At 63.6% G+C, this 20,358-nt stretch carries 15 protein-coding genes and 1 tRNA gene; 4 read left to right on the top strand and 12 right to left on the bottom strand.

Annotation, left to right across the window (positions count from 1 at the left end; translation table 11 throughout):
* Positions 1-17: 17 nt before the first annotated feature.
* The 8 genes from ABVV53_RS15555 to ABVV53_RS15520 form a co-directional block, all read right to left on the bottom strand.
* Positions 18-93 (bottom strand) — tRNA-Val (locus ABVV53_RS15555).
* A gap of 126 nt (positions 94-219) precedes the next feature.
* Positions 220-423 carry a hypothetical protein gene (locus ABVV53_RS15550; RefSeq protein ID WP_353985354.1) on the bottom strand — a complete coding sequence of 68 codons (204 nt, stop codon included), beginning with the start codon at positions 421-423 and terminating at the stop codon, positions 220-222.
* Between the two features lie 119 nt (positions 424-542).
* The gene (locus ABVV53_RS15545) at positions 543-2,426 is read right to left on the bottom strand and encodes an ABC-F family ATP-binding cassette domain-containing protein (protein WP_353985353.1); all 1,884 of its coding nucleotides are present in this window, start codon (positions 2,424-2,426) and stop codon (positions 543-545) included.
* 71 nt (positions 2,427-2,497) lie between these two features.
* Positions 2,498-4,123, bottom strand: coding sequence for an NAD(P)/FAD-dependent oxidoreductase (locus ABVV53_RS15540; RefSeq protein ID WP_353985352.1), 1,626 nt, complete (start codon positions 4,121-4,123; stop codon positions 2,498-2,500).
* A 202-nt stretch (positions 4,124-4,325) separates the two neighbouring features.
* Positions 4,326-5,297, bottom strand: coding sequence for a MarR family transcriptional regulator (locus ABVV53_RS15535; RefSeq protein WP_353985351.1), 972 nt, complete (start codon positions 5,295-5,297; stop codon positions 4,326-4,328).
* A gap of 131 nt (positions 5,298-5,428) precedes the next feature.
* Positions 5,429-6,442: a ferrochelatase gene (gene hemH / locus ABVV53_RS15530; protein WP_353985350.1), complete on the bottom strand. Its 1,014-nt coding sequence runs from the start codon at positions 6,440-6,442 to the stop codon at positions 5,429-5,431.
* Positions 6,439-8,697 carry a xanthine dehydrogenase family protein molybdopterin-binding subunit gene (locus ABVV53_RS15525; protein WP_353985349.1) on the bottom strand — a complete coding sequence of 753 codons (2,259 nt, stop codon included), beginning with the start codon at positions 8,695-8,697 and terminating at the stop codon, positions 6,439-6,441. Before ABVV53_RS15525 ends, hemH begins: the two co-directional genes overlap by 4 nt.
* Before the next feature lie 31 nt (positions 8,698-8,728).
* Positions 8,729-9,712, bottom strand: coding sequence for an Mrp/NBP35 family ATP-binding protein (locus ABVV53_RS15520; protein ID WP_353985348.1), 984 nt, complete (start codon positions 9,710-9,712; stop codon positions 8,729-8,731).
* Positions 9,713-9,855: 143 nt separating this feature from the next.
* Between ABVV53_RS15520 and hflK the strand changes: the two genes are divergently transcribed.
* The 3 genes from hflK to ABVV53_RS15505 all read left to right on the top strand — a co-directional run bounded on the left by hflK (position 9,856) and on the right by ABVV53_RS15505 (position 13,535).
* Positions 9,856-11,004: a protease modulator HflK gene (hflK, locus tag ABVV53_RS15515; RefSeq protein ID WP_353985347.1), complete on the top strand. Its 1,149-nt coding sequence runs from the start codon at positions 9,856-9,858 to the stop codon at positions 11,002-11,004.
* The gene (hflC, locus tag ABVV53_RS15510) at positions 11,001-11,840 is read left to right on the top strand and encodes a protease modulator HflC (RefSeq protein ID WP_353985346.1); all 840 of its coding nucleotides are present in this window, start codon (positions 11,001-11,003) and stop codon (positions 11,838-11,840) included. The genes hflK and hflC overlap by 4 nt, the downstream gene beginning before the upstream one ends.
* 147 nt (positions 11,841-11,987) lie before the next feature.
* Positions 11,988-13,535, top strand: a complete 1,548-nt coding sequence (locus tag ABVV53_RS15505) for a Do family serine endopeptidase (RefSeq protein WP_353985362.1) — start codon at positions 11,988-11,990, stop codon at positions 13,533-13,535.
* A gap of 98 nt (positions 13,536-13,633) precedes the next feature.
* On the opposite strand, the gene ABVV53_RS15500 is transcribed toward ABVV53_RS15505, so the two are convergent.
* Both ABVV53_RS15500 and msrB read right to left on the bottom strand, forming a co-directional pair.
* On the bottom strand, positions 13,634-15,880 hold the full coding sequence (locus ABVV53_RS15500; protein ID WP_419956785.1) for a transglycosylase domain-containing protein: 2,247 nt from the start codon (positions 15,878-15,880) through the stop codon (positions 13,634-13,636).
* A 95-nt stretch (positions 15,881-15,975) separates the two neighbouring features.
* The gene (gene msrB, locus ABVV53_RS15495; protein WP_353985345.1) at positions 15,976-16,389 is read right to left on the bottom strand and encodes a peptide-methionine (R)-S-oxide reductase MsrB; all 414 of its coding nucleotides are present in this window, start codon (positions 16,387-16,389) and stop codon (positions 15,976-15,978) included.
* Between the two features lie 187 nt (positions 16,390-16,576).
* Here msrB and ABVV53_RS15490 point away from each other — a divergent pair, with 187 nt between their 5' ends.
* Complete coding sequence (locus ABVV53_RS15490) at positions 16,577-17,332, top strand: Crp/Fnr family transcriptional regulator (protein ID WP_353985344.1); 756 nt, start codon at positions 16,577-16,579, stop codon at positions 17,330-17,332.
* Between the two features lie 6 nt (positions 17,333-17,338).
* On the opposite strand, the gene ligD is transcribed toward ABVV53_RS15490, so the two are convergent.
* Positions 17,339-19,861 (bottom strand): DNA ligase D, encoded by a 2,523-nt coding sequence (ligD, locus tag ABVV53_RS15485; RefSeq protein ID WP_353985343.1) that lies wholly within the window; start codon positions 19,859-19,861, stop codon positions 17,339-17,341.
* Complete coding sequence (locus ABVV53_RS15480) at positions 19,858-20,355, bottom strand: MgtC/SapB family protein (RefSeq protein ID WP_353985342.1); 498 nt, start codon at positions 20,353-20,355, stop codon at positions 19,858-19,860. The genes ligD and ABVV53_RS15480 overlap by 4 nt, the downstream gene beginning before the upstream one ends.
* Between the last annotated feature and the right edge of the window lie 3 nt (positions 20,356-20,358).

The raw sequence follows: 20,358 nt of genomic DNA, 5'->3' as shown, positions 1-20,358 counted from the left end.
AAGACAAAAATCTTCCCTGGTGGGCGGTGAGGGGCTCGAACCCCCGACCCTCTCGGTGTAAACGAGATGCTCTACCAACTGAGCTAACCGCCCGACGCGCCGGGAGCCCGCCATTTAAGCCATTATACGCCTGCGTCAATCTCTACCTTCGCAAGACTAAGAGGTGCCGGCCGGCGAGCTGGTACGCCAGCTCTTGCTCCGGCTCGCCGGGCCCAGCAGCTACTGGACAGTCCGCGGCATTTCGCTTTGGTGCCATGCCATGGCGGGAGCTAGATCGGGGCTGTCCTGAATTGTGGCTTGCTCGCTGAGCGGGCCGCCAGCGAGTGCTACATCGCCCCTGTTTTCATTCTGCTCGGGGCGTTCACGCAAGTAGCGGTAACCGACGTAACCCAAGGCGCCGAGCGCGGCCAACCTGATAAGCATGTGCAATCTCCTATGGCTGTGAACCCAACGTCCGGCGCGCGGCATGGATGCCGGCATCGCAGCCACAGATCGCGTGGTTGCGCCATTTGGTCCCGAGAGACCGGTGATGAGACAGGTCTTTAGCCCTCCGCCTTCGCTTCAAGCTTCTCGCTCAGTTCAAGCCATTCCGCTTCGGCGCCTTCGAGTTCCCCGACAGCCGCAGTGCGCTGCTGCGTCAATTGCGCGAGCGTTAAACCAGAAAAGGCATGGGCTTTGTCAACCGGCCCTGCCATCGCCTCGTCGATGCTGGCAACCTTGGCTTGCATCCGGGCCAGCGCCGTCTCTGCCCGCGTGAGCTGCTTGCGCAGCTCACGCTGTTCTTTCCAATCGGCCGCAACCGCTTTCTGGTCCCCTTTGGAGGCGGCTCCCTTCCCCGCGCCTTTGCCTTCGCCCTTGGGCTGATTGCGACCGAGCACGAAATCCATGTAGTCGGTCATGCTTCCAGCATACTCATTGGCCTCACCGCCATCGACCAGGACCAGCCGATCCGCAGTCAGTTCGACCATGTGTCGGTCGTGGCTGATCAGGATCACCGCCCCTTCGTAAGCATTCAGGGCTTGAACGAGTGCCTCGCGAGCATCGACGTCAAGGTGGTTGGTTGGCTCATCGAGGATCAGCAGATGCGGGGCATCGCGCGTGACGAGCGCCAGGGCCAGCCGCGCCCGTTCGCCACCTGACAGCTTCGATACGGGCGTGAGCGCGCGCTCCCCCGAGAACCCGAAACGCCCCAGTTGCCCCCGAACGGCGACTGTGGGCTTGCCCTCCATGGCTCGGGTCATGTGCACCAGCGGCGTGTCGCTGCCAGCCAGCTCCTCCACCTGATACTGAGTGAAGTAGCCAATCGCCAGCTTGCCCGAGACGTTCATTTCGCCTTCCATAGGTTCAAGCTGTCCCGCAAGCAGGCGCGCAAGCGTGGTCTTGCCGTTGCCGTTGCGGCCCAGCAACGCAATTCGGTCGTCCGGATCGATTCGCAGGCCCAGGCGCCGCAGGATCGGCTTGCCCTCGGCATAGCCGACGGCCGCCCGGTCGAGGGTAATCAGTGGCGGACGCAATTCCTTGGGACTGGGGAAATCGAAGCTGAGCGAAGGGTCTTCCATCATCGCCAGGACGGGCTGCATCTTCGCGAGCATCTTGGCTCGCGACTGGGCCTGCTTGGCCGTTGAAGCGCGCGCGCTGTTGCGGCGCACATAGTCCTCGAGCTTGGCGCGCTGTGCGTCCTGCGACGCCTTTGCTGCAGCCAGTTGCGCGGCTCGCTCCGCCCGCTGGCGTTCGAAGCTGTCGTAGCCGCCGGCATAGAGGGTGGTCTTGCCCCCTTGCAGATGAAGAATGTTGTCGACCACGTTGTTGAGCAGGTCACGTTCGTGACTGATGACGATCAACGTGCCGGGATAAGACCGCAGGAAGCTCTCAAGCCAGAGAGTGGCTTCCAGATCCAGGTGGTTGGAAGGCTCGTCGAGCAGCAGCAAGTCAGGTTGCGAGAAGAGGAGGCTGGCGAGCGCCACGCGCATCTTCCAGCCGCCCGAAAAGCTCTCCAGCGGCTCTGCCTGCATCGCCTCGTCGAAGCCCAGGCCAATCAGGATGCGCGCTGCACGGGCCGGCGCGCTGTAGGCATCGATTGCCAGCAGGCGCTCGTGCACGTCCCCGAGGCGATCGGGATCGACGCAGGTCTCCGCTTCTTCCAGCAACTGTGCGCGTTCCACGTCCGCAGCCAGCACAGTTTCAAATGGGGATGCCGTGCCGCTGGGCGCCTCTTGTGCGATGTACCCGAGCCGGGCCCTGCGCGGCATCTCAATGGAACCGTCATCGGGCTCAAGCTGCCCGATCATAACCTTCATCAAGGTAGATTTGCCCGCGCCGTTGCGCCCGATGAGGCCCACGCGCGCGCCGGTGGGGATCGCGGCTGTCGCTTGGTCGAGGATGGTGCGCCCGCCAAGGCGAACGGTGATGCCGGAGATCGTCAACATGACGCGCCCCCTAACAGGCGAGCGTCAGAAACCCAACGGTGCGTGTGGGGTCCGCTGCGCGGGGAAAGCCCTCATCGGGTCGCAACGATGCTCTTGGCCACGGCCTCGGCCACCTTGATGCCATCTATAGCGGCCGAAAGGATACCTCCCGCATATCCCGCGCCCTCGCCTGCGGGGAACAGACGCTCTGTGTTGAGGTTCTGGAAATCGATTCCACGGGTGATTCGCACTGGCGAGGACGTCCGTGTCTCGACGCCGGTCATGACCACATCGGGATGATCGTACCGGGCGATCTGGCGGCCAAAGACCGGCAGAGCCTCTCGCATGGCTTCGACGGCAAAGGCCGGCAGGCAATTTGCCAGATCCGTCATGGTGACTCCCGGTTTGTAGGAGGGGGTCACCTCACCAAGTTCCGTTGACCGTCGTCCCGCCAGGAAATCGCCCACTTTCTGACCCGGCGCCGAGTAATTCGAACCTCCGACTTCATACGCCAGCGATTCCCATTTCCGCTGAAAGTCGATGCCAGCGAGCGGCCCTTCGGGGTAATCGCGCGCAGGATCAACACCCACAACCAGGCCCGAATTAGCGTTGAATTCGGCACGCGAGTATTGGCTCATGCCGTTGGTGACGACCCGACCGACTTCGGACGTGGCGGCGACCACACGGCCGCCAGGGCACATGCAGAAGCTGTAGACCGTGCGGCCGTTGGCACAATGATGCGCGAGCGAGTACGCGGCCGCGCCGAGGTCCGGATGCCCAGCGCAATTGCCATAACGAGCGCGGTCTACCCAGCTTTGAGGGTGCTCAATCCGCACACCAATGGAGAATGGCTTGGCTTCGAGATGAACGTGCTGCGCGTGTAGCATCTCAAACGTCGGCCTGGCGCTGTGCCCGACCGCGAGCACGACATGGTCAGCCTCCAGGAACGAGCCGTCGTGCAGATGCAGACCACGTAGCCGCTGACGCCCGTCGGGCAGTTTATCGAGCGCAATATCGTCGACCCGCGTCTGCCAGCGATACTCGCCGCCCAGCGCCTCGATGGATCGGCGCATGCTCTCTACCATCGTGACGAGACGGAATGTGCCGATGTGCGGGTGTGCTTGCCACAGGATGTCGTCCGGAGCGCCAGCTGCCACGAACTCTTCCAGGACTTTCCGGCCCAGGAAGCGAGGATCCTTGACGCGGCAATAGAGCTTGCCGTCCGAGAAGGTGCCCGCCCCGCCTTCTCCGAACTGGACGTTGGAATCGGCGTTAAGCTCGGCCCGTCGCCAGAGGCCCCAAGTGTCCCTTGTTCGCTCGCGCACGACTTTGCCGCGGTCGAGGATGATGGGCCGGAAGCCCATCTGGGCCAGGATCAGTCCGGCGAAAAGGCCGCAAGGGCCGGCGCCGACTACCACGGGCCGCAAGCCCGACCAGCCCTCCGGCGCCGTCGCTATGAACCGGTAGGTCATGTTGGGAGTGGGCCGAACATCCTTGTCGCCGGAGAAACGCTCCAGCACTTCCGCTTCCTCCGCAAGCTCCACGTCGACCGCGTAGACCAGCTGGATAGCCGTGCGTCGCCGCGCGTCGTTACCGCGCTTGAAAACCGTATGGCTCTGAAGCTGGTCGCGCTCGATCCCCAGTCGCGTGCAGATCGCAGCAGGCAGGGCATCGGGCTCATGATCGAGAGGCAGCGTAAGGCCGGAGAGCCTGAGCATCAGGACGCCTTGGCGCTGTTGTGCTCGTTCAGGCGAACGCGTTGCAAACTTGCCGAGCGGTGCAAGTTCCGTTTGTACTCCCCTGCCTGCGGAGGCCGATGTCCTTGTAATCTATGCGTCATGGCCGCGCCCCTAGCGTATTCTACGCTCGGCCACGAGGGCTTCATCGCCCCGAAGAAGCGAGCACGACGGCGTCACTCGCTCATACGGCAGACGTATTCTCGCCGATCTCCGCGAAGTAGCGTGCCATCGCATCCACGCAGCCGTTGCTCAATTCAATGAAGGCGCGGCGCCGATCGGTTTCGTCGCTCACCCGCAAGAATAGCCCTTGCTCCACCATTTGGCCGATCCACCGGAGGGCAGTCGTGGGTGGCACACCCGAAGCGATACACAGCGAGGTTACGGAGACACGCCTGTGCTCGGCACGCGCCGCCGTCAGGTCGAGCAGCATGTCCCATGCTGGATCCGCGAAGATCTGCGAACCGAAATGACGGCTGCGTAATTGGCGGTGGCGGATGATACGCCGCACGAGCCGGGGATCGGGCAGAGGCGGTCTTGCTGTGCGGGGACCCTCCTGCAACAGCGGCACTGCCGCTTCGCTCGCCACATGTTGAGCGGGAGCGAGGCGATCGATGCGACCTGCAATCTGGCCCACTTGCTCGGTAAGCCGCATGAGAAGGCCGCGCTCGTCCTCCGAGAGTTCGCGCAGCCGCCCGGAAGGGAACTGTGCCAGTACATGGCCGAGAGAAATCACACGCTCAGCGCGATCGGGGTCGACGAGAATTTGGGCGCCACTCTGGTCCAGGCAGCCAAACACGTCTTCCAGACCATCGACCACGGTCGAGACGATCAACCGGCTGCCGGTACGGGCGGCGCGAACATCCAGCCGTGCCAGCGCCGCCAGCGTTTGCGCATCGACAAAGGGGCAGTCCACCAACACCACGTCGGCCAGCGGCCGAGCCTCACCTTCGGTGAGCGCCGAAAGGTCTGCCGCCACGCTGACGCGCAGATCCGACGCTTGCGCATCTTCGCGCAGCATCCCGCGGATATGCGGGCGGTCCGCATAGATCGAGAGCGTCAGGGGCAGACCCGCAGGCTCACCTTCGGTAGCGGCATACCAGCAGTCCTCGTCAGGCGCGGCTCTTTGATCGAGGGCAGGTGCGAACTTGTTCATGACACACGACTCCGTTCCGAGGCGGACTACGTGAACAAGCGTAGAACAAAAAGGGTATATGTCAAGAATGGAGGAAACAACGAAGGCTTCGGAACCCGGGTTGCCCCGATATGCCGCTGATCCGCTTCAGGTCAGATCCAGCCGCCCAGTTCGCGGCGGATCAAGTTCTCCAACATGATCATTCCCGGCTCGCGATCATTGAGGCATGCCAAAGTGGCGAAATCTGTGCCACCCGCCTCCATGAAGGTCTCACGCCCCCGGATCGCCAACTCCTCCAGCGTCTCCAGGCAATCTGCCGAGAAGCCGGGCGCAGCCAGGACCATCCGGCGAGTGCCGTTGCGAGCTTCTTCTGCAATCGTGATGTCCGTGGCAGGCTCCAGCCATTTCGCGCGTCCGAAGCGCGACTGGAATGTCGTATCGATCCGAAGCTTCGGAAACTGCGGTGCGAGCGCTTCCCCCAACAGCCGCGCGGTCTTGCGGCAATGGCAGTAGTACGGATCGCCCAGTTGCAGCGTACGTTCGGGCATGCCGTGGAAAGACAACAGCAAAACCTCGGGATTGAAAGACAAGCCGCCGATCTGGCTTCCGATATCTCGCGCGAGCGCATCGATATACCCGCGATCGTCATAGTAGGGCGGCAGTGTGCGGAGCGCAGGCTGCCAGCGCATGGCGCCAAGCGCCTTGCAGATCGCATCCATGACCGACGCATTGGTAGCCGCAGAGTACTGCGGATAGAGTGGCGCGACGAGAATGCGATCACAACCCTGCGACTGCAGAGCGGCGAAACGGTCCGAGACAGCGGGCTTGCCGTACCGCATCGCCCAGTCCACGATCACGCGATCCCCCATTCGCTCCCGCAAGGCTCGCGCTTGGCGTGAAGTGATAGCTGCAAGAGGCGACCCCTCGTCGGTCCAGACCTGCTGGTAAGCGTGCGCAGACTTACGCGGACGCGTGCGCAGGATCACACCGTGCAGGATCGGCCCCCACACCAGCTTGGGGATCTCCACCACACGCGGGTCACTGAGGAACTCCGCCAGGTAGCGCCGCACCGCGGCAGGACTCGATTCGTCAGGCGTGCCGAGATTTACGAGCAGGACGCCGATGCGGCCAAAAGCGACACGGGGATGGTCGAGGGGTCGGGTCACACATCCTCCGAGAGCAGGGGCAATTGGCGCAGGCGCAAGCCCGTCGCTGAAAACAGGGCGTTGGCGACGGCCGGTGCTACCGCGACAACGCCAATTTCGCAGGGGTCTTCCGATTCGGCATCGCTCTTGATGAACTCGACGTCGACAGCGGGGCAATCTGTCAGAACGGGCAGATTCAATGCGCCAAGGCGCCCTGTCAACGGCAAGCCTGCCTCATAGCCGGGGCTGCACCCCAGCGTGAGGCCAAGGCCAAAAATCAGCCCACCCTCGATCTGCTGCCGCGCAATGTCGAGATTAACGACCCGCCCAATATCCACCACCGCCGAAAGCTTGTCGACCCGGACTGCCTCAGCCTCGCGCCGGGCAGTGGCGATAACGGCGATGCGGCCATTCCCCATCACATGGCAGGCAATGCCTTGGCCGCTGTTGGCGCTACCTCCATCCCAGCTCGCCAGCGTGGCGACGCGCTGCAGGCATTCAGCGAGGCGCGGATCGCCGCCAAGCAGCGCCATGCGATAGGCAAGCGGCTCTCTCCCTGCGTTGTGCGCCAGCTCATCGATGAAGGATTCGGTGAAGAACGCCGTGTAGCCATGCGCATTGCCGCGCAGCCGCCCTGAGGGCAGCGGCACGGTTGCGGGCACATGATCGATCGCGAGATGCTCAATGGCGTAGGGCGGAACCGCGCCCTCGATCGCCATCGGGTCGGCTTTGCCAGCAACGGCGTCGATCGCTTCGAAAGGCCCAGCCCCGTCAAACAGACGGCGACCGAATTCGAGCGCAGCGGGCGGCACCGCGATCCGCGCCCGCAGTCCGCCCAACCGTCCTTCCGCATCGAGATTGGCGTACATGACAGCCGCTGCGGGTGGGCGCGGCCAGCCTGCGACGTGTTCCTGTTTGCGCGACCAGACGAGTTGCACCGGCTTGTCGCAAGCCTTTGCGATCAGCGCCGCCTCAACGGCGTGATTATCCTGCAGCCGACGATCAAAACTGCCGCCCAACGGCATGGAATAAAGGATCACATCCTCCGGATCGATATCGAGCGCGCGCGCTGCGGCCTCGCGTGTCGCTTGAGGAGCCTGGGTCGCTGCCCAGAGTTCAAGGCGCCCGTTGGCGTAGCGGGCAGTGGATGTGGCAGTTTCGATGGTGGCGTGAACCGCCGGAGCCACTTCGTACCGCAACTGGAGCGGCATAGTGCCTGAGAGGTAGGCGTCCGGATCCCCACGGGAATAGAGCCGCGCAGCCTCGCCAGTGCGGAGCGCCGCGTCGAGCGGCTCGGAAATCCCCGTGCTGTCCGCACGGTCGCTGGCGGAGAAGCGCGCATCAATGCGGGTGAGCGCATTGTCCGCGGCCCACCAGTTGGTGGCTACCGCTGCGACCCAACGATCATTGCGCACCAGCGCCACCAAACCGCGCACATGGCGCGCCGCGTCCTTCTCGTAGGTTGCAAACTCCGCACGCCCGATGTGTCCGTGCCGGATGGCCGCATAGACCATATCCGGCAGCCGCACGTCGCCCGCGAACTGATAGGTGCCATCGACTTTCGAGGGCAGATCGAGGCGCGGGTAGCGCAGCTGCGCCCCGGGCGGGAAATCTTGGGGGTGCTCAGCAGGAGGAGCGTCCCGCAGAGGCGGCGATCCCGGCGGATCGAGATCCGCAGTGTCGGCTGCGAGCGGGCCGAATGGTAGGCGTTTGCCTTCATGTATCACAAAGCCGTTCTGCGCTTCGCACTCCTGCCACTCAACGTTCCACCGTTTCGCCGCAGCCATGCATAGCAGGGACCGCGCCGAGGCCGCTGCGACCCGCGCAGGAGCCTCATACGCCGCGAGCGCGGTCCCCTCAGCCGTCACGTTGAAGCTGTGATTGCGGGCCCAGCGGCGCACGAATATGCCGTCTTCTCCCCCCAGCCAGCCCGCCCAGGTGGGCATCCACATCGGCGCCCACCGGGCGGCAAGAGCATAATTGGCGTAGAGCGGGCTCGATGGCGCGGGCTCGACCGCGATCTGCCGCCAGTCCGCGCCAAGCTCATAAGCGACGACTTGCGGGATCAGCGTCGTGACACCTTGCCCCATCTCGACCTGAGGTACCGCCACAGTGACCACGCCATCGCTGGCGATCTTGATCCAGGCATCAAACGCCACTTCGCCGCGCCCGGGCTCAAGCGGCAAGGGGTAGCGGCGGGAGCGCAAGTTGTAGCCCACCAGGAGGCCACCCCCCACGAGCGCACCGATCAGGACACCGCGCCGGTTTACCGCCATCACCCGAGCCCGTTCGCAACCGGCTGGCTGCTCAAGGAGCGTTCATCCATGCGGTTACTCCTGCAGCGATTGCCGCGAATGCCGGCGCCCGGGGCCCGTCACCGGCAGCCGGCGGCACCCCCTCATCGCTCTCTCGCCGGATCGAAATATCCAGCGGGATGCGCCCAAGGAACGGGCAACCTCGCTCCTCGGCTGCGGCTTGCGCGCCGCCGATACCGAACGGATCGCTGGTCTCACCGCAATGCGGACAGACGTACCCCGCCATATTCTCCACCAACCCGATCACGGGGACGCCGCCTTTGTCGAACAGGGCGATCGCGCGCGTAGCATCCAGCAATGCGAGATCCTGCGGGGTGGAGACGATCACCGCGCCATCGGGCTTGAAGCGCTGGAGCATGGTGAGCTGAATGTCGCCGGTTCCGGGCGGCAGGTCCACGATCAGGACATCGACTCCCGTCCAGTCCCCCTCCAGCATCTGGACGAGAGCATTGCCCGCCATGGGTCCGCGCCACGCTATCGCCTGCCCCGGCTCCGCAAGATGTGCCATCGAGAGCACCGACACGCCCCACCGGCTTTCGACGGGGATCAGCTTTTTGTCGCGGGCGACCGGGCGCTGCCCTTCGGTTCCAAGCAGGCGCGCCTGGGAAGGGCCATAGATGTCTGCGTCGACCAGACCCACCTTGTGCCCGGCACGCGCCAGCGCGACCGCCAGATTGGCAGACACCGTGGACTTGCCGACGCCGCCTTTGCCAGAACCGACCGCGATGATGCGCTTGCGCCGAGCACCTTGACCCTCGCGCTCCGCCGTCATCGCGACACGGACGTCGGAAATGCCGCTCTCGCGAGAGAGCGCTTCTCGCACGCTCTCCTCCAGCACCTCGCGCTCACCGGCAGCCAGCCCGGACGAATCCAGCACCACTGTCGCGCGTCCATCGGCCAGACGCAACGATTGCAGCCGCTCCTGCGCCGGCGCAGGCAAGCGCGCCTTCATCATTTCGACCTCGTTGCCCGACATGCCCTCTTCCGCTTATCGCTTCTTGCGCTGGTTCCCCTAGCAAGGAAAAAGCACGAGAGAGACACTGTTTTTAGCGACGAGCCGTTCCTATAACGAAGGCCATGAAAATGATTGGTGGTGCATTGGCACGAGGGGCTCTCGCGATGGCGGGACGCCGCAGCCCATGGGGCGGCGGCGACGACAAGGGCGGCGGCCCGGGAGACGAGGCTGGCAAGGAAGGCGGACAAGAGCCGACTCCGGAGCAGCAGCGCGGCCCGCGCAACCCGTGGCTGCCATCTGGTGAGACTCCGCGTCGGTCAGCGAGCATTGAAGACATCTTCAAGGCGCGTGAGCAGCGCAAGTCCGGCGGTGGCGGGCCGGGTCGCCCAGGCGGCGGCATGCCGCGCATCCCGACGCGGCCTGATGGAAAGAGCTGGCTGCCGCTGATAATCGGCGGAGTGGTGCTTCTGTGGCTTGGCGTCAGCAGCGTGCACATGGTTGGGCCCAAGGAAGAGGGAACGGTCACCACCTTCGGCAAGTACGCCCGCACGATCGGTCCCGGTATCTCGCTGACGCTTCCTTGGCCCATCCAATCCGTGGAAGTGGACGATGTCACCTCGATTCAGCGTTACACGATTCCCGACGGCGAGGGTGAGAAGCTGATGCTCACCAGCGACCAGAACCTGGTCGACTTGTCCTACCTGGTTCGCTGGAACATCAAGGATCTGAAGGACTATCGCTTCCGCCTTGCCGATCCCGAAGAGACGGTGCGCGAAGTTGCAGAGGCCGCGATGCGCTCGACTTTGGCCGAGATCTCCCTTGATGAGGCACTCTCGGGCTCCGGCCGTGCCGAGGCGGAACAAGGCGCTCGCGAGCGCATGCAGCGAATTCTGGACTTCTATCGCTCAGGTGTAGCGGTGCAGGGCGTCGAAATTCGGAAGGCTGATCCGCCGACCAAGGTTATCGGCGCGTTCCAGCAGGTAACCGCGGCCCAGCAGGATGCCGAGCGCGACCGCTCGAACGCCCGCGCCTGGGCGCAGCAATTGCTGGCTCGTGCACAGGGCGATGCCGCAGCGTTCGACAAGGTTTACGAGGAATACAAGCTTGCGCCCGAAGTGACGCGGCGGCGCATGTACTATGAAACCATGGAGCGCGTGCTGAGCAAGAACGACAAAGTCATCGTAGAATCAGACGGTGTCACGCCATACCTGCCGCTATCGGAAGTTCGCCGGCGTCAGCCCACAGGTTCTGCCCCGGCTGATGTTGCCGGTCCGGCGCCCGTGCAAGCCCCTTCGCGAGGAGCGACGCCATGAACACGATATGGCAGAAGTACAAGGGCCCGATAATCGCGGCCGCCGTGGTGCTGGTGGCGCTCTTGTCGAGCGTGGTGATCGTGCCCGAATCGCAGCAGGCCGTTGTCCTGCGCTTCGGGGAGCCCGTGCGGGTAATTAACCGCTACCGGCCAGACGTACCTTACGGTGAGACCGGCGCGGGCGTTAGCCTACGCATCCCCTTCGCTGAGCGCGTGGAGCGCATCGATAAGCGCCTGCTCTCGGTCGACATGCAACCACAGCAAGTTCTCTCGACCGATCAGCTGCGCCTCAATGTCGACGCTTACGCCCGCTTCCGGATTGTGGATCCGGTGAGGATGGTCCGCACTGCCGGCACGCCCGAACGGGTGAAGGAACAGCTCGAGCCGATCCTCACATCCGAACTTCGCCAGGAGCTGGGCAAGCGGACCTTTCAGTCGCTGCTCACGGCGGAGCGGGGCCGCGCCATGGCGAACATCCGCGACGGACTGGATGAAGAAGCGCGAGAGTACGGCGTTCAGGTCGTGGACGTTCGGATCAAGCGCGCCGATTTGCCGGAAGGCGCCCTTGAGAGCGCCTTTACGCGGATGCAGGCTGCACGCGAGCAGGAGGCGACGACGATCCGCGCGCAAGGTCAGAAGCAGGCACAGATCATCCGCGCTGAAGCCGAAGCGCAAGCCGCCAGAACCTATGCCGAGAGCTTCGGCAAGGATGCGGACTTCTACGATTTCTATCGTGCGATGCAGAGCTATGACTATGCCTTCAGCGAGGGAGAGCACGGAACCACGATCGTGCTTTCGCCGGATAACTCTTACCTGAAGGAATTTCGCGGCCGCTGAGGCAGCTCACTAGCCGTGGAGCCATCTTGGGGCGCGGGAACACGCTCCATTCAAACGGGGTTAAGACGGATAAGCCTGAATCTCCGGCAGACCTAAAGACCGGGGGCCCGTGCCGCCGCATTGGAGGAAACAAAGGACGTGAAGCCTGTGCGCTATGCTTATGGATTGACCACCGCGCTCCTGCTCGGGGGCGCCACCGCTTCGCTCATCACCGGTAATCCGGCCGGCGCCCAGGTGGCGCAGAACGAAGCCAGTCAGATGAACCGCCTCTCGCCCCGGCCTGGGGCCCCTGCCAGCTTTGCCGAACTGACGGCCCAGTTGGCGCCTGCCGTGGTCAACATTTCTACGCGGCAGCGCGTGCAGGTGGCGCAGCAGCAGAACCCGTTCGCGGGGACACCCTTCGAGGGCATGTTCGGCGGCCGCGGAGGTGGCGGTAATAGCAGCCCGCAGACCCGCGAGGCCCAGTCTCTGGGCTCCGGCTTCATCATCTCGGCCGATGGCTACATCGTGACCAACAATCACGTCATCACTGCTGAAGGCCGTGGGCAGGTGGAATCAATCACCGTGACCATGCCCGATGGTACGGACTATTCCGCCAAGCTCGTCGGCAAGGACCCTGAATCCGATCTCGCCGTGCTGAAGATCAGCGCATCCAAGCCGCTGCCGTTCGTCAATTTCGGCGATTCGCGCCAAGCCCGCGTGGGCGATTGGGTCATCGCTATCGGTAACCCGTTCGCGCTGGGCGGCACTGTCACCGCTGGCATCGTTTCCGCCGTCTACCGCAACACCGGCGTCGGCGCCGGCGCCTATGACCGCTACATCCAGACGGATGCATCGATCAACCGCGGCAACTCTGGTGGCCCTCTGTTCGACATGAACGGGCAGGTCATCGGCATCAACAACGCCATCTTCTCGCCCACCGGCGGCAGCGTGGGTATCGGCTTCGCCATTCCGGCAGAGACCGCTGCGCCCATCGTGCAGAAACTGATCCGGGGAGAAGCTATCGAGCGCGGCTATCTTGGTATCCAGATCCAGCCGGTAACCGAAGACCTCGCAGCTTCGCTTGGCATCCCGCGCAATCGCGGCGAGTTCGTCCAGGCCGTCACCCCAGGCAGCGCTGGCGCAGCCGCGGGGCTGAAGGCAGGCGACGTGGTCGTCCAGATCGACGGCAAGGAAGTGACGCGCGAACAGACGCTGTCCTTCATCGTTGCGAACGAGCGGCCGGGCGCCCGTGTCCCGATCGACATCATTCGCAACGGCAAGCAGATGCGGCTTAACGCCACCATTGGCAAGCGTCCCACCCAGGAGGAACTGGCGCAGCAAACCTTTGACCCCGATGCGGAGCAAGAGAGGGACGAACTAGGCACGCCGCAGCAGAGCCAGGATCAGAGCGCTGCACAGCAAGCGGTCGGCTTTTCCTCCATTCCGCTTACTCCTCAAATCGCCCGGCAGCTTGGCGCCGCAGAGGGAACGACCGGCGTCGTCATCACTGCCGTCGATCCAAGCTCCGACGCAGGCCAGAAGGGCCTTCGCCGTGGCGACATCATCCTGTCGGTGAACTATCGTGAGGTCACCAGCCCTCAGGATGTGGAGACGGCTGTTCAGGAAGCGAAGCGCTCGGGCCGGGACGCGGTGCTCGTCCGCGTGCAGCGTCGGGGCCAGCCTTCAGCGTACATCCCTCTTCGCCTGCGCTGATCCGGCGCTCCACTCCGGCGGCTGCTGGCGATCGGAGCGGGGCCTGCATCATCACCTGCTTCTGACTGCGCCCGGTCCTTTGATCGGGCGCAGTTTCTTTATTGGGATTGCGAGCCGTATTGCAGGGGCTGCGACGGACCGTTCCTAGCACCCTGCTGAGGTGCTGCAGCCGCTCCGCTCCGCAAGCTACCTGGCGTCGAGGATCCGGCGCGCAAGCCGGGATCGCCTTGACCGCCGCGGCCGGTCGCTTGCTCCAGGAAATCATCTCCTGCGGCCGCAGGCGCGCGGCTGGCGTCGGGTAGATTGCCCGGACCGGGCACAGGGCCAGGCCCTGGTCGAACGCCGTCGTCATAGCGCAAGCCGCCCTCATCGGGTCCCGTGCGACGGACGCTGCCCGGTTCGATAAGGTTGCCGTTCTCGTCGGTGTAGTAGTACTCGTCGGGATTTCCGAAGATCATCTCGTCGTCTGGCTCCAGCTGCCACTCGGGTAGCTGAAGTTCGGTTTCGAACTGCTGCACCGGCCGGTCCTTGACTGCCTGTCGCATATAGGCGGCGAAGGCGGCTGCCGGCGCTCGACCGCCCTGCAGCCCGGGCACTGGACGCGCATCGTCGCGACCCATCCACACGCCGGTGGTAATCCCGCTGGAGAAGCCCAGGAACCAACCGTCCTTGTTGGAACTGGTGGTGCCGGTCTTACCCGCAACAGGACGCCCGATCTGGGCAGCCCGGCCTGTGCCCGTGGCCACGGCAGACTGCAGCAAGTCGGTAATTCCCGCAGCGACATACGGCGGCACCAAGACTTGTCCCGGCGACGCTTCGTGCTCGTAGAGCAGTTCACCGCGCGTCGTGGCTACTTTCACGATACCATAAGGCTCAATCGAGGTCCCGCCTGCGGACACGGCTGCGAATGCGCGAGTCAGATCAATAACGCGGACTTCGGAGGTGCCGAGCACCATCGAGGGATTGGTGTCGATTGGGGTGGTGATCCCGAACCGCCGGGCCATGGAGGCCACGGTACCAAAGCCGACTTCATTGCCGAGCGCAGCCGCAACGGTATTCTTCGAATAGGCGAAGGCCGTGCGCACGTCGATCTCGCCGGCGAAATTCCGCCCGGAGTTGTGAGGACTCCAGCCGTTGATCGTCACCGGCTCATCGACCACCCGATCATCGGGGGTGTAGCCCGCTTCCAAGGCAGCGAGATAGACGAACAGCTTCCAGGCGGAGCCAGGCTGCCGCACCGCGCTGGTTGCCCGGTTGTAATTGGTGTTCACATAGTCGGTGCCGCCCACCATCGCCCGCACGGCGCCGTCTTCGTCCAGACTGACCAATGCGCCCTGCGCGCCTTTTGGCAGGTTAGCGTTGATCGCCTGCGTCGCAGCCTGCTGCATGCTGACGTCCAGCGTCGTCCAGACTTCAATCGGCTCGTTGGTTTCGGGGATTAGAACATCAAGCTGCGGGAGAGCCCAATCGGTGAAGTACCGAACCGAGTTCTGCCCTTTCTCCTTGGCGATCTTAACCGCATCAAAGTCGATGCTCTCGGCCTCCTCCTCGGAGATGACCCCTACGTCCGCCATGGTCCCCAGCACCACCTTGCCGCGCGAGAGCGCCGCCTGCACGTCGGCCGTGGGCGAGTAGTTCGAGGGCGCCTTGACCAGCCCGGCGATGATTGCGGCCTCAGGCGTGGAGAGCTCCGTCGCCGCATGGCCGAAGAACTTGCGGCTCGCCGCGTCGATCCCATAGGCTCCGCCGCCGAAATAGACCTTGTTCAGGTAAAGCTCGAGGATCTCGTCCTTGCTGAACTTGCTCTCGATGGCGAGTGCCAGCACGCCTTCGCGGATCTTGCGACCAAAGTTGCGGCTGTTGTTGAGGAAAATCGTGCGCGCAAGCTGCTGCGTGATCGTCGACCCGCCTTGCCTCCACCGACCGCTTTCGAACCGGACCATCAGCGAACGCGCGACACCGATCGGGTCAACGCCGAGGTGCTTGCGATAGCGCCTGTCCTCTACCGAGACGATGGCGTCCTTCATGATCTCCGGGATCTGCTCGTAGGACAGCCACTTGCCGTAGCTTGGCCCAAGCGAAACCAGCTCCGAGCCGTCACGCGCGCGCACGACGATCATCTGCCCGTTCTGGCTGCTCTGCAGCGTCGAGAATGACGGTAGCTCGCGCGCAGTCATGAAAACCGCGGTCCCAATGAAGATCAGGCCGAGAAGCGCAAGCGCGCTTCCCCAGATCAGCACTGCGCGCGTGAAGCGCCTGAACCCGGATCTCTGAACTGATTTCGGAGTCGCTCCGGCTGAGCGCCGGCCCGAGCCTGCGGCGCGCCGGCCGTTTTCTTTCGGCATTCTCGGTTACAAACCCCTGTGGCGAGCGATCATGATTGCTCGACTAGCCTGTGCAACTGCGATGTGTAACCCGGGGTTAACGGCGCGGCATGTGCTTAACCTTGATCGTCGTCTTTGGGCTTGAAGTCCATGGCCGCGGAATTGATGCAGTAGCGCAGCCCCTCCGGTCCCGGACCATCGGGGAAGACATGCCCCAGATGCCCTTCACACGTGGCACAGCGGACCTCAGTTCGCACCATCCCGTGGGAGACGTCACGATGCTCGTGAACCGCCTCGTCCCCGACAGGCGCTGTATAGCTGGGCCAGCCCGATCCCGAGTTATACTTCGTTTCGGAAGAGAAGAGCGGCGCGCCACACCCGGCGCAGGTGTACAGGCCGTCCTGCTTGTTCTTCTCATACTTGCCAGTGAAGGCGCGTTCCGTGCCAGCCTGCCGCAGGACGGCATACTGCTCCGGGCTCAGCCTGTCGCGCCATTCGGCTTCGCTCAGTTCCAGCTTTTCAGTCGTCATGGAAGCTTCTCCTTGCCGAGGAATATGGAGGCGCCCTTTCCAGATTTCCAGCCGATCCCAGCATGTATCCGCAACGCACCCTGCTGGTGAACAATTTCCAGCAGGGTGCGTTGCGTGGATGAACCGGCTTGGTGTGAACCGCTCCATGCTATAGCCTTAATCAATCGCTTCACTCCGGAGACGCGCCGTGAACCAAGAGCCCGGTCAGACGCGCCTGTTTCTCAAAGGTCGCCTGCGTCACGCCATCAGCGATCAGGAGGCCGCTCTGCTCGACGCACTGGTGGACGAGACAGAACGCGTGCCCGACGCGCATCTCGTGCAACGGCGCGCGGTGCCGGCCAATCGGAGCACGCTTATTCTGGATGGCTTCGTCGCACGGATCGTCGCTGATGACGACAGACGCAGCATCGTCGGCTTGCAACTGCCTGGCGATTGGGTGGATCTTCACGCCTTCGCCCTCAAGCGCCTGGATCACGATCTGGTCACGATCGGGCCGGCCCTGCTGGCCTATGTCTCGCACGAAAAACTCAACGCGGTCCTGCGGGAAGAACCGCACCTGACGCGGATCCTGTGGTTCTCGACTTTGCTGGACGGAGCCATCTACCGCGAGTGGATCCTCAAGCTTGAGCAGCTCCGAGCAGAGGAACGGCTGGCTCATGTCATGTGCGAGTTATGGCACCGCTTGAACTTCGTCGGTCTTGCCGATGCACACGGTTTCAACATGCCTCTTCTGCAAACACATCTTGCCGACACCTGCGGCACCACCGCGGTACACATAAATCGCGTGATCAAAGCCTTGCGTCAGAAGGATCTTCTGGACATCAATCGCGGGCGGGTGTCGCTGCCTGACCGGCCGGCGCTGGAGCGGTTCGCGCGATTTCAGCCCGATTACCTCTACGGCGAAGGATCGCTTTACCTCAGCGAGAGCCTGCAAGACGCCTGATATTCACTAAAGATCCGGAAGCGACTGCTCCGCGAATCCCCACCCGGCAAGAGCCTTGCTGCGGGAGCGCTGGATCAGTTTTTCCGTGTCTGCGATGGTGAATGCATTGCCGCCCGTGAACCCGTCGAGTTCATTCCAGCTGATCGGCGCCGCTACCGGCGCACCGGCGCGGGCGCGGGCGGAATAAGGCACGACGGCAGTCGCCCCGCGCTGGTTGCGCAGCCAGTCGATGAAGATCTTCCCCTTGCGCTTCGCCTTGCTCATAGTAGCAACGAAGAGATCAGGCCCGGCCATCGCGAGGGCTTCGGCGAAGCGGCGGGAAAAGTCCTTGTGCACGGCCCAGTCATGCCCCGGCGTAAGCGGGGCGATGACATGGACGCCCTTCCCGCCCGAGAGCATGGCGAACGTGGTAAGGCCCAGCCCGGCCAGACGTTTGCGGATGTCATGAGCCGCACTTTTCACGTCTGCGAAGTCAAGACCTTCATCGGGATCAAGGTCGATGATCATGCGATCGGGCTGTTCGACGGCATCGGCGCGGGCGCCCCATCCATGGAACTCGATCGTGCCCATCTGCACGCATTGCAGCAGCCCCGGCGCATCCTCGACATAGAGGTAATCCTCGGTGCCGCCGTCCTTTTCCTGGATGGGGACGTGATGCACGTGCTCGCCAAAGCTGCCGCTGTCGTGCTTTTGAAAGAAGCACTTGCGGGCGCGCCCCTGCGGACAGCGCACCAGACTGATGGGACGGTTTCCGGCAAACGGCAGCATGAGAGGCGCGATCTGATCGTAATAGGCCGCAAGCTCGCCCTTGGTCTGGCCGCTTTCCGGGAAAATCACCCGGTCCGGATTGCTGATCGGGACTGGCGGCTCAGCCTGGGGCGCGGCAGCAGCCTTTTCCGGCTTGACATCCTTTGCCGGCTTGTCACCTCGCAGCCCCAGAAAGCTTGCGTGACGCACCCGACCTTCGCCGGTGAATTCAGCGAAGGCGATTTCAGCAACAAGCTCGGGCTCGACCCACTGCGCCCCACGACTCTCGGCGCGCGGCACTTCCAGCGGCGGCGCCTTTCGGGCCAGAGCCTCCAGCTTGCGCCCGACGTCCGCGAGCGTCTCACCGTTGAAGCCGGTGCCAACCTTGCCCTTGTACACGAGCTCCCCGCCCTCGTGCTGCGCAAGGAGGAGGGACGCGAACGGTCGCATCTTGGTGGACGATTTGTTCCAGCCAACGACCACGAACTCCTGCCGGTTGATGCACTTCACCTTGACCCAACTCTGAGAGCGCCGACCGGTGTAGGCAGCGTCGATCTTCTTGGCGATGATACCTTCCTGCGCCGCATCGCACATCGCCTTGAACAGCTTTTCGCCTGCACCGATCACGTGATCGGCAACCCGCACCGGCGGCTCGGCGTCAGCGAGCAGCGCTTCCAGACGCTCCTTGCGCTCGATGTTCGGCAATGCGGTCAGATCCTCGCCGTTGAGTTCGAGCAAGTCGAAGGCAAAGAAATCGAGCACGTCTGCGTCTGTTTGCGATCCGTGCCCGCGCTTCAGCACTGCTTGCAGAGAAGAGAAGTCCGGGTTGCCGTCCTTCCCGTAGGCGACGATCTCTCCATCGATGAGGCACGGCGGCAAGTCCAACGCGGCGACGGCCCGGACTAACGGTGTGAACTTCTCCGTCCAGTCGTGACCGTTACGTGTGTTGACCACCACCTTATCGCCCGCAGCAGCAATCAAGGCGCGGTAGCCATCGAACTTGATCTCGTGCATCCACTGGTTGCCCGCCGGTACCGCGTCGACCAGCGTCGCAAGCTGCGGAGAACGGAACTTCGGCGGTTTGTCTGAGGTGGCACGCCGCTTTGGTTTCGGCTTGGCTTTGCCGGCATTATGCTCTGCCGCGGCTTCCATCTGCGCGGTGAAGTCCTTCCCCTTCTTGCCTGCGAGGGAGAACTCGCCTCGCTTGTCTGCGGCGATCTCCGCCATCGGCCTGCCCGTTAGCACGCTGGTCAGACCATGTTCGACAAGCTGGTCTCCCTTTGTCGCATAGGCGTCCTGAACTTTGCGCAGCAGCCAGTTCTCGCGTTTCTCACCAGGGCGTGGCTTCATCCGCACCAGGAGCCACTCGCCTTTCATGCGCTCGCCATCGAGAGTGAAGTGGAGGTGACCGGCCTCAATGTCTTTCGCGCTCTTGCCCGGGATCGGTGCCCAGGTGCCCTTGTCCCAAAGCATCACCGAACCACCGCCATATTCGCCCTTTGGGATCACCCCCTCGAACTCGGCGTAAGCGAGCGGATGATCTTCCGTGCGTACGGCCAGCCGTTTATCGTCCGGGTCAGGACTAGGTCCCTTGGTGACCGCCCATGACTTGAGCACACCATCGACTTCCAGACGGAAATCCCAGTGCAGCCGAGTCGCAGCATGCTTCTGGACGATAAAGAGATTGCCGGTGGAGCTCTGCGCAGTCTTGCCGGCGGGCTCGGCAGTCTTCTTGAAGTCTCGTTTGCGGTTGTATTCGGCGAGCGGATCGGCCTTGCTCATGGCTCCCGCTCCTCTGCGGCTCCCGGCTTTCCGATCCGCCGCTCCTGCGTCCAGCCCCGCTCGACGAAGTGGAGCAAGGTCAGCAGCACCACGGAGATGATGGAGCCGGCGAGCACGAGTGGCCACTGCCCCGCGCCACAAGCGATCCCGATCACGGCCGTGAACCAGATGTGCGCCGCCGTGGTAAGGTTATGAAGATGGCCGCGCGAGAACACGATCAACCCTGCGCCGATGAAGCCGACGAACGCGCCCGTTCCTTCGAACACACGCAGAGGATCCATTCGCTCGCCATCGAGCTGATGATAAAGCGAGAGGATCGACACTGTCATCGTGGCGGCGGCGACGCACACTATTCCATGAGTCCTGAGGCCAGCCGAATGACCACGCACCTCGCGATCCAGCCCGAGCAGGAGACCCACCAGAGCGGCGAAACCGAGACGGCTGACCAGATCCAGACCGAGAGCTTCTACCGGAACCGGCGCATTAAGATGCATAGG

Source organism: Novosphingobium kalidii (assembly GCF_040534015.1).
Taxonomy (GTDB): domain Bacteria; phylum Pseudomonadota; class Alphaproteobacteria; order Sphingomonadales; family Sphingomonadaceae; genus Novosphingobium; species Novosphingobium kalidii.
Note: the sequence above shows the minus strand (reverse complement) of the source record. Positions and strands in the feature narration are given on the sequence as shown.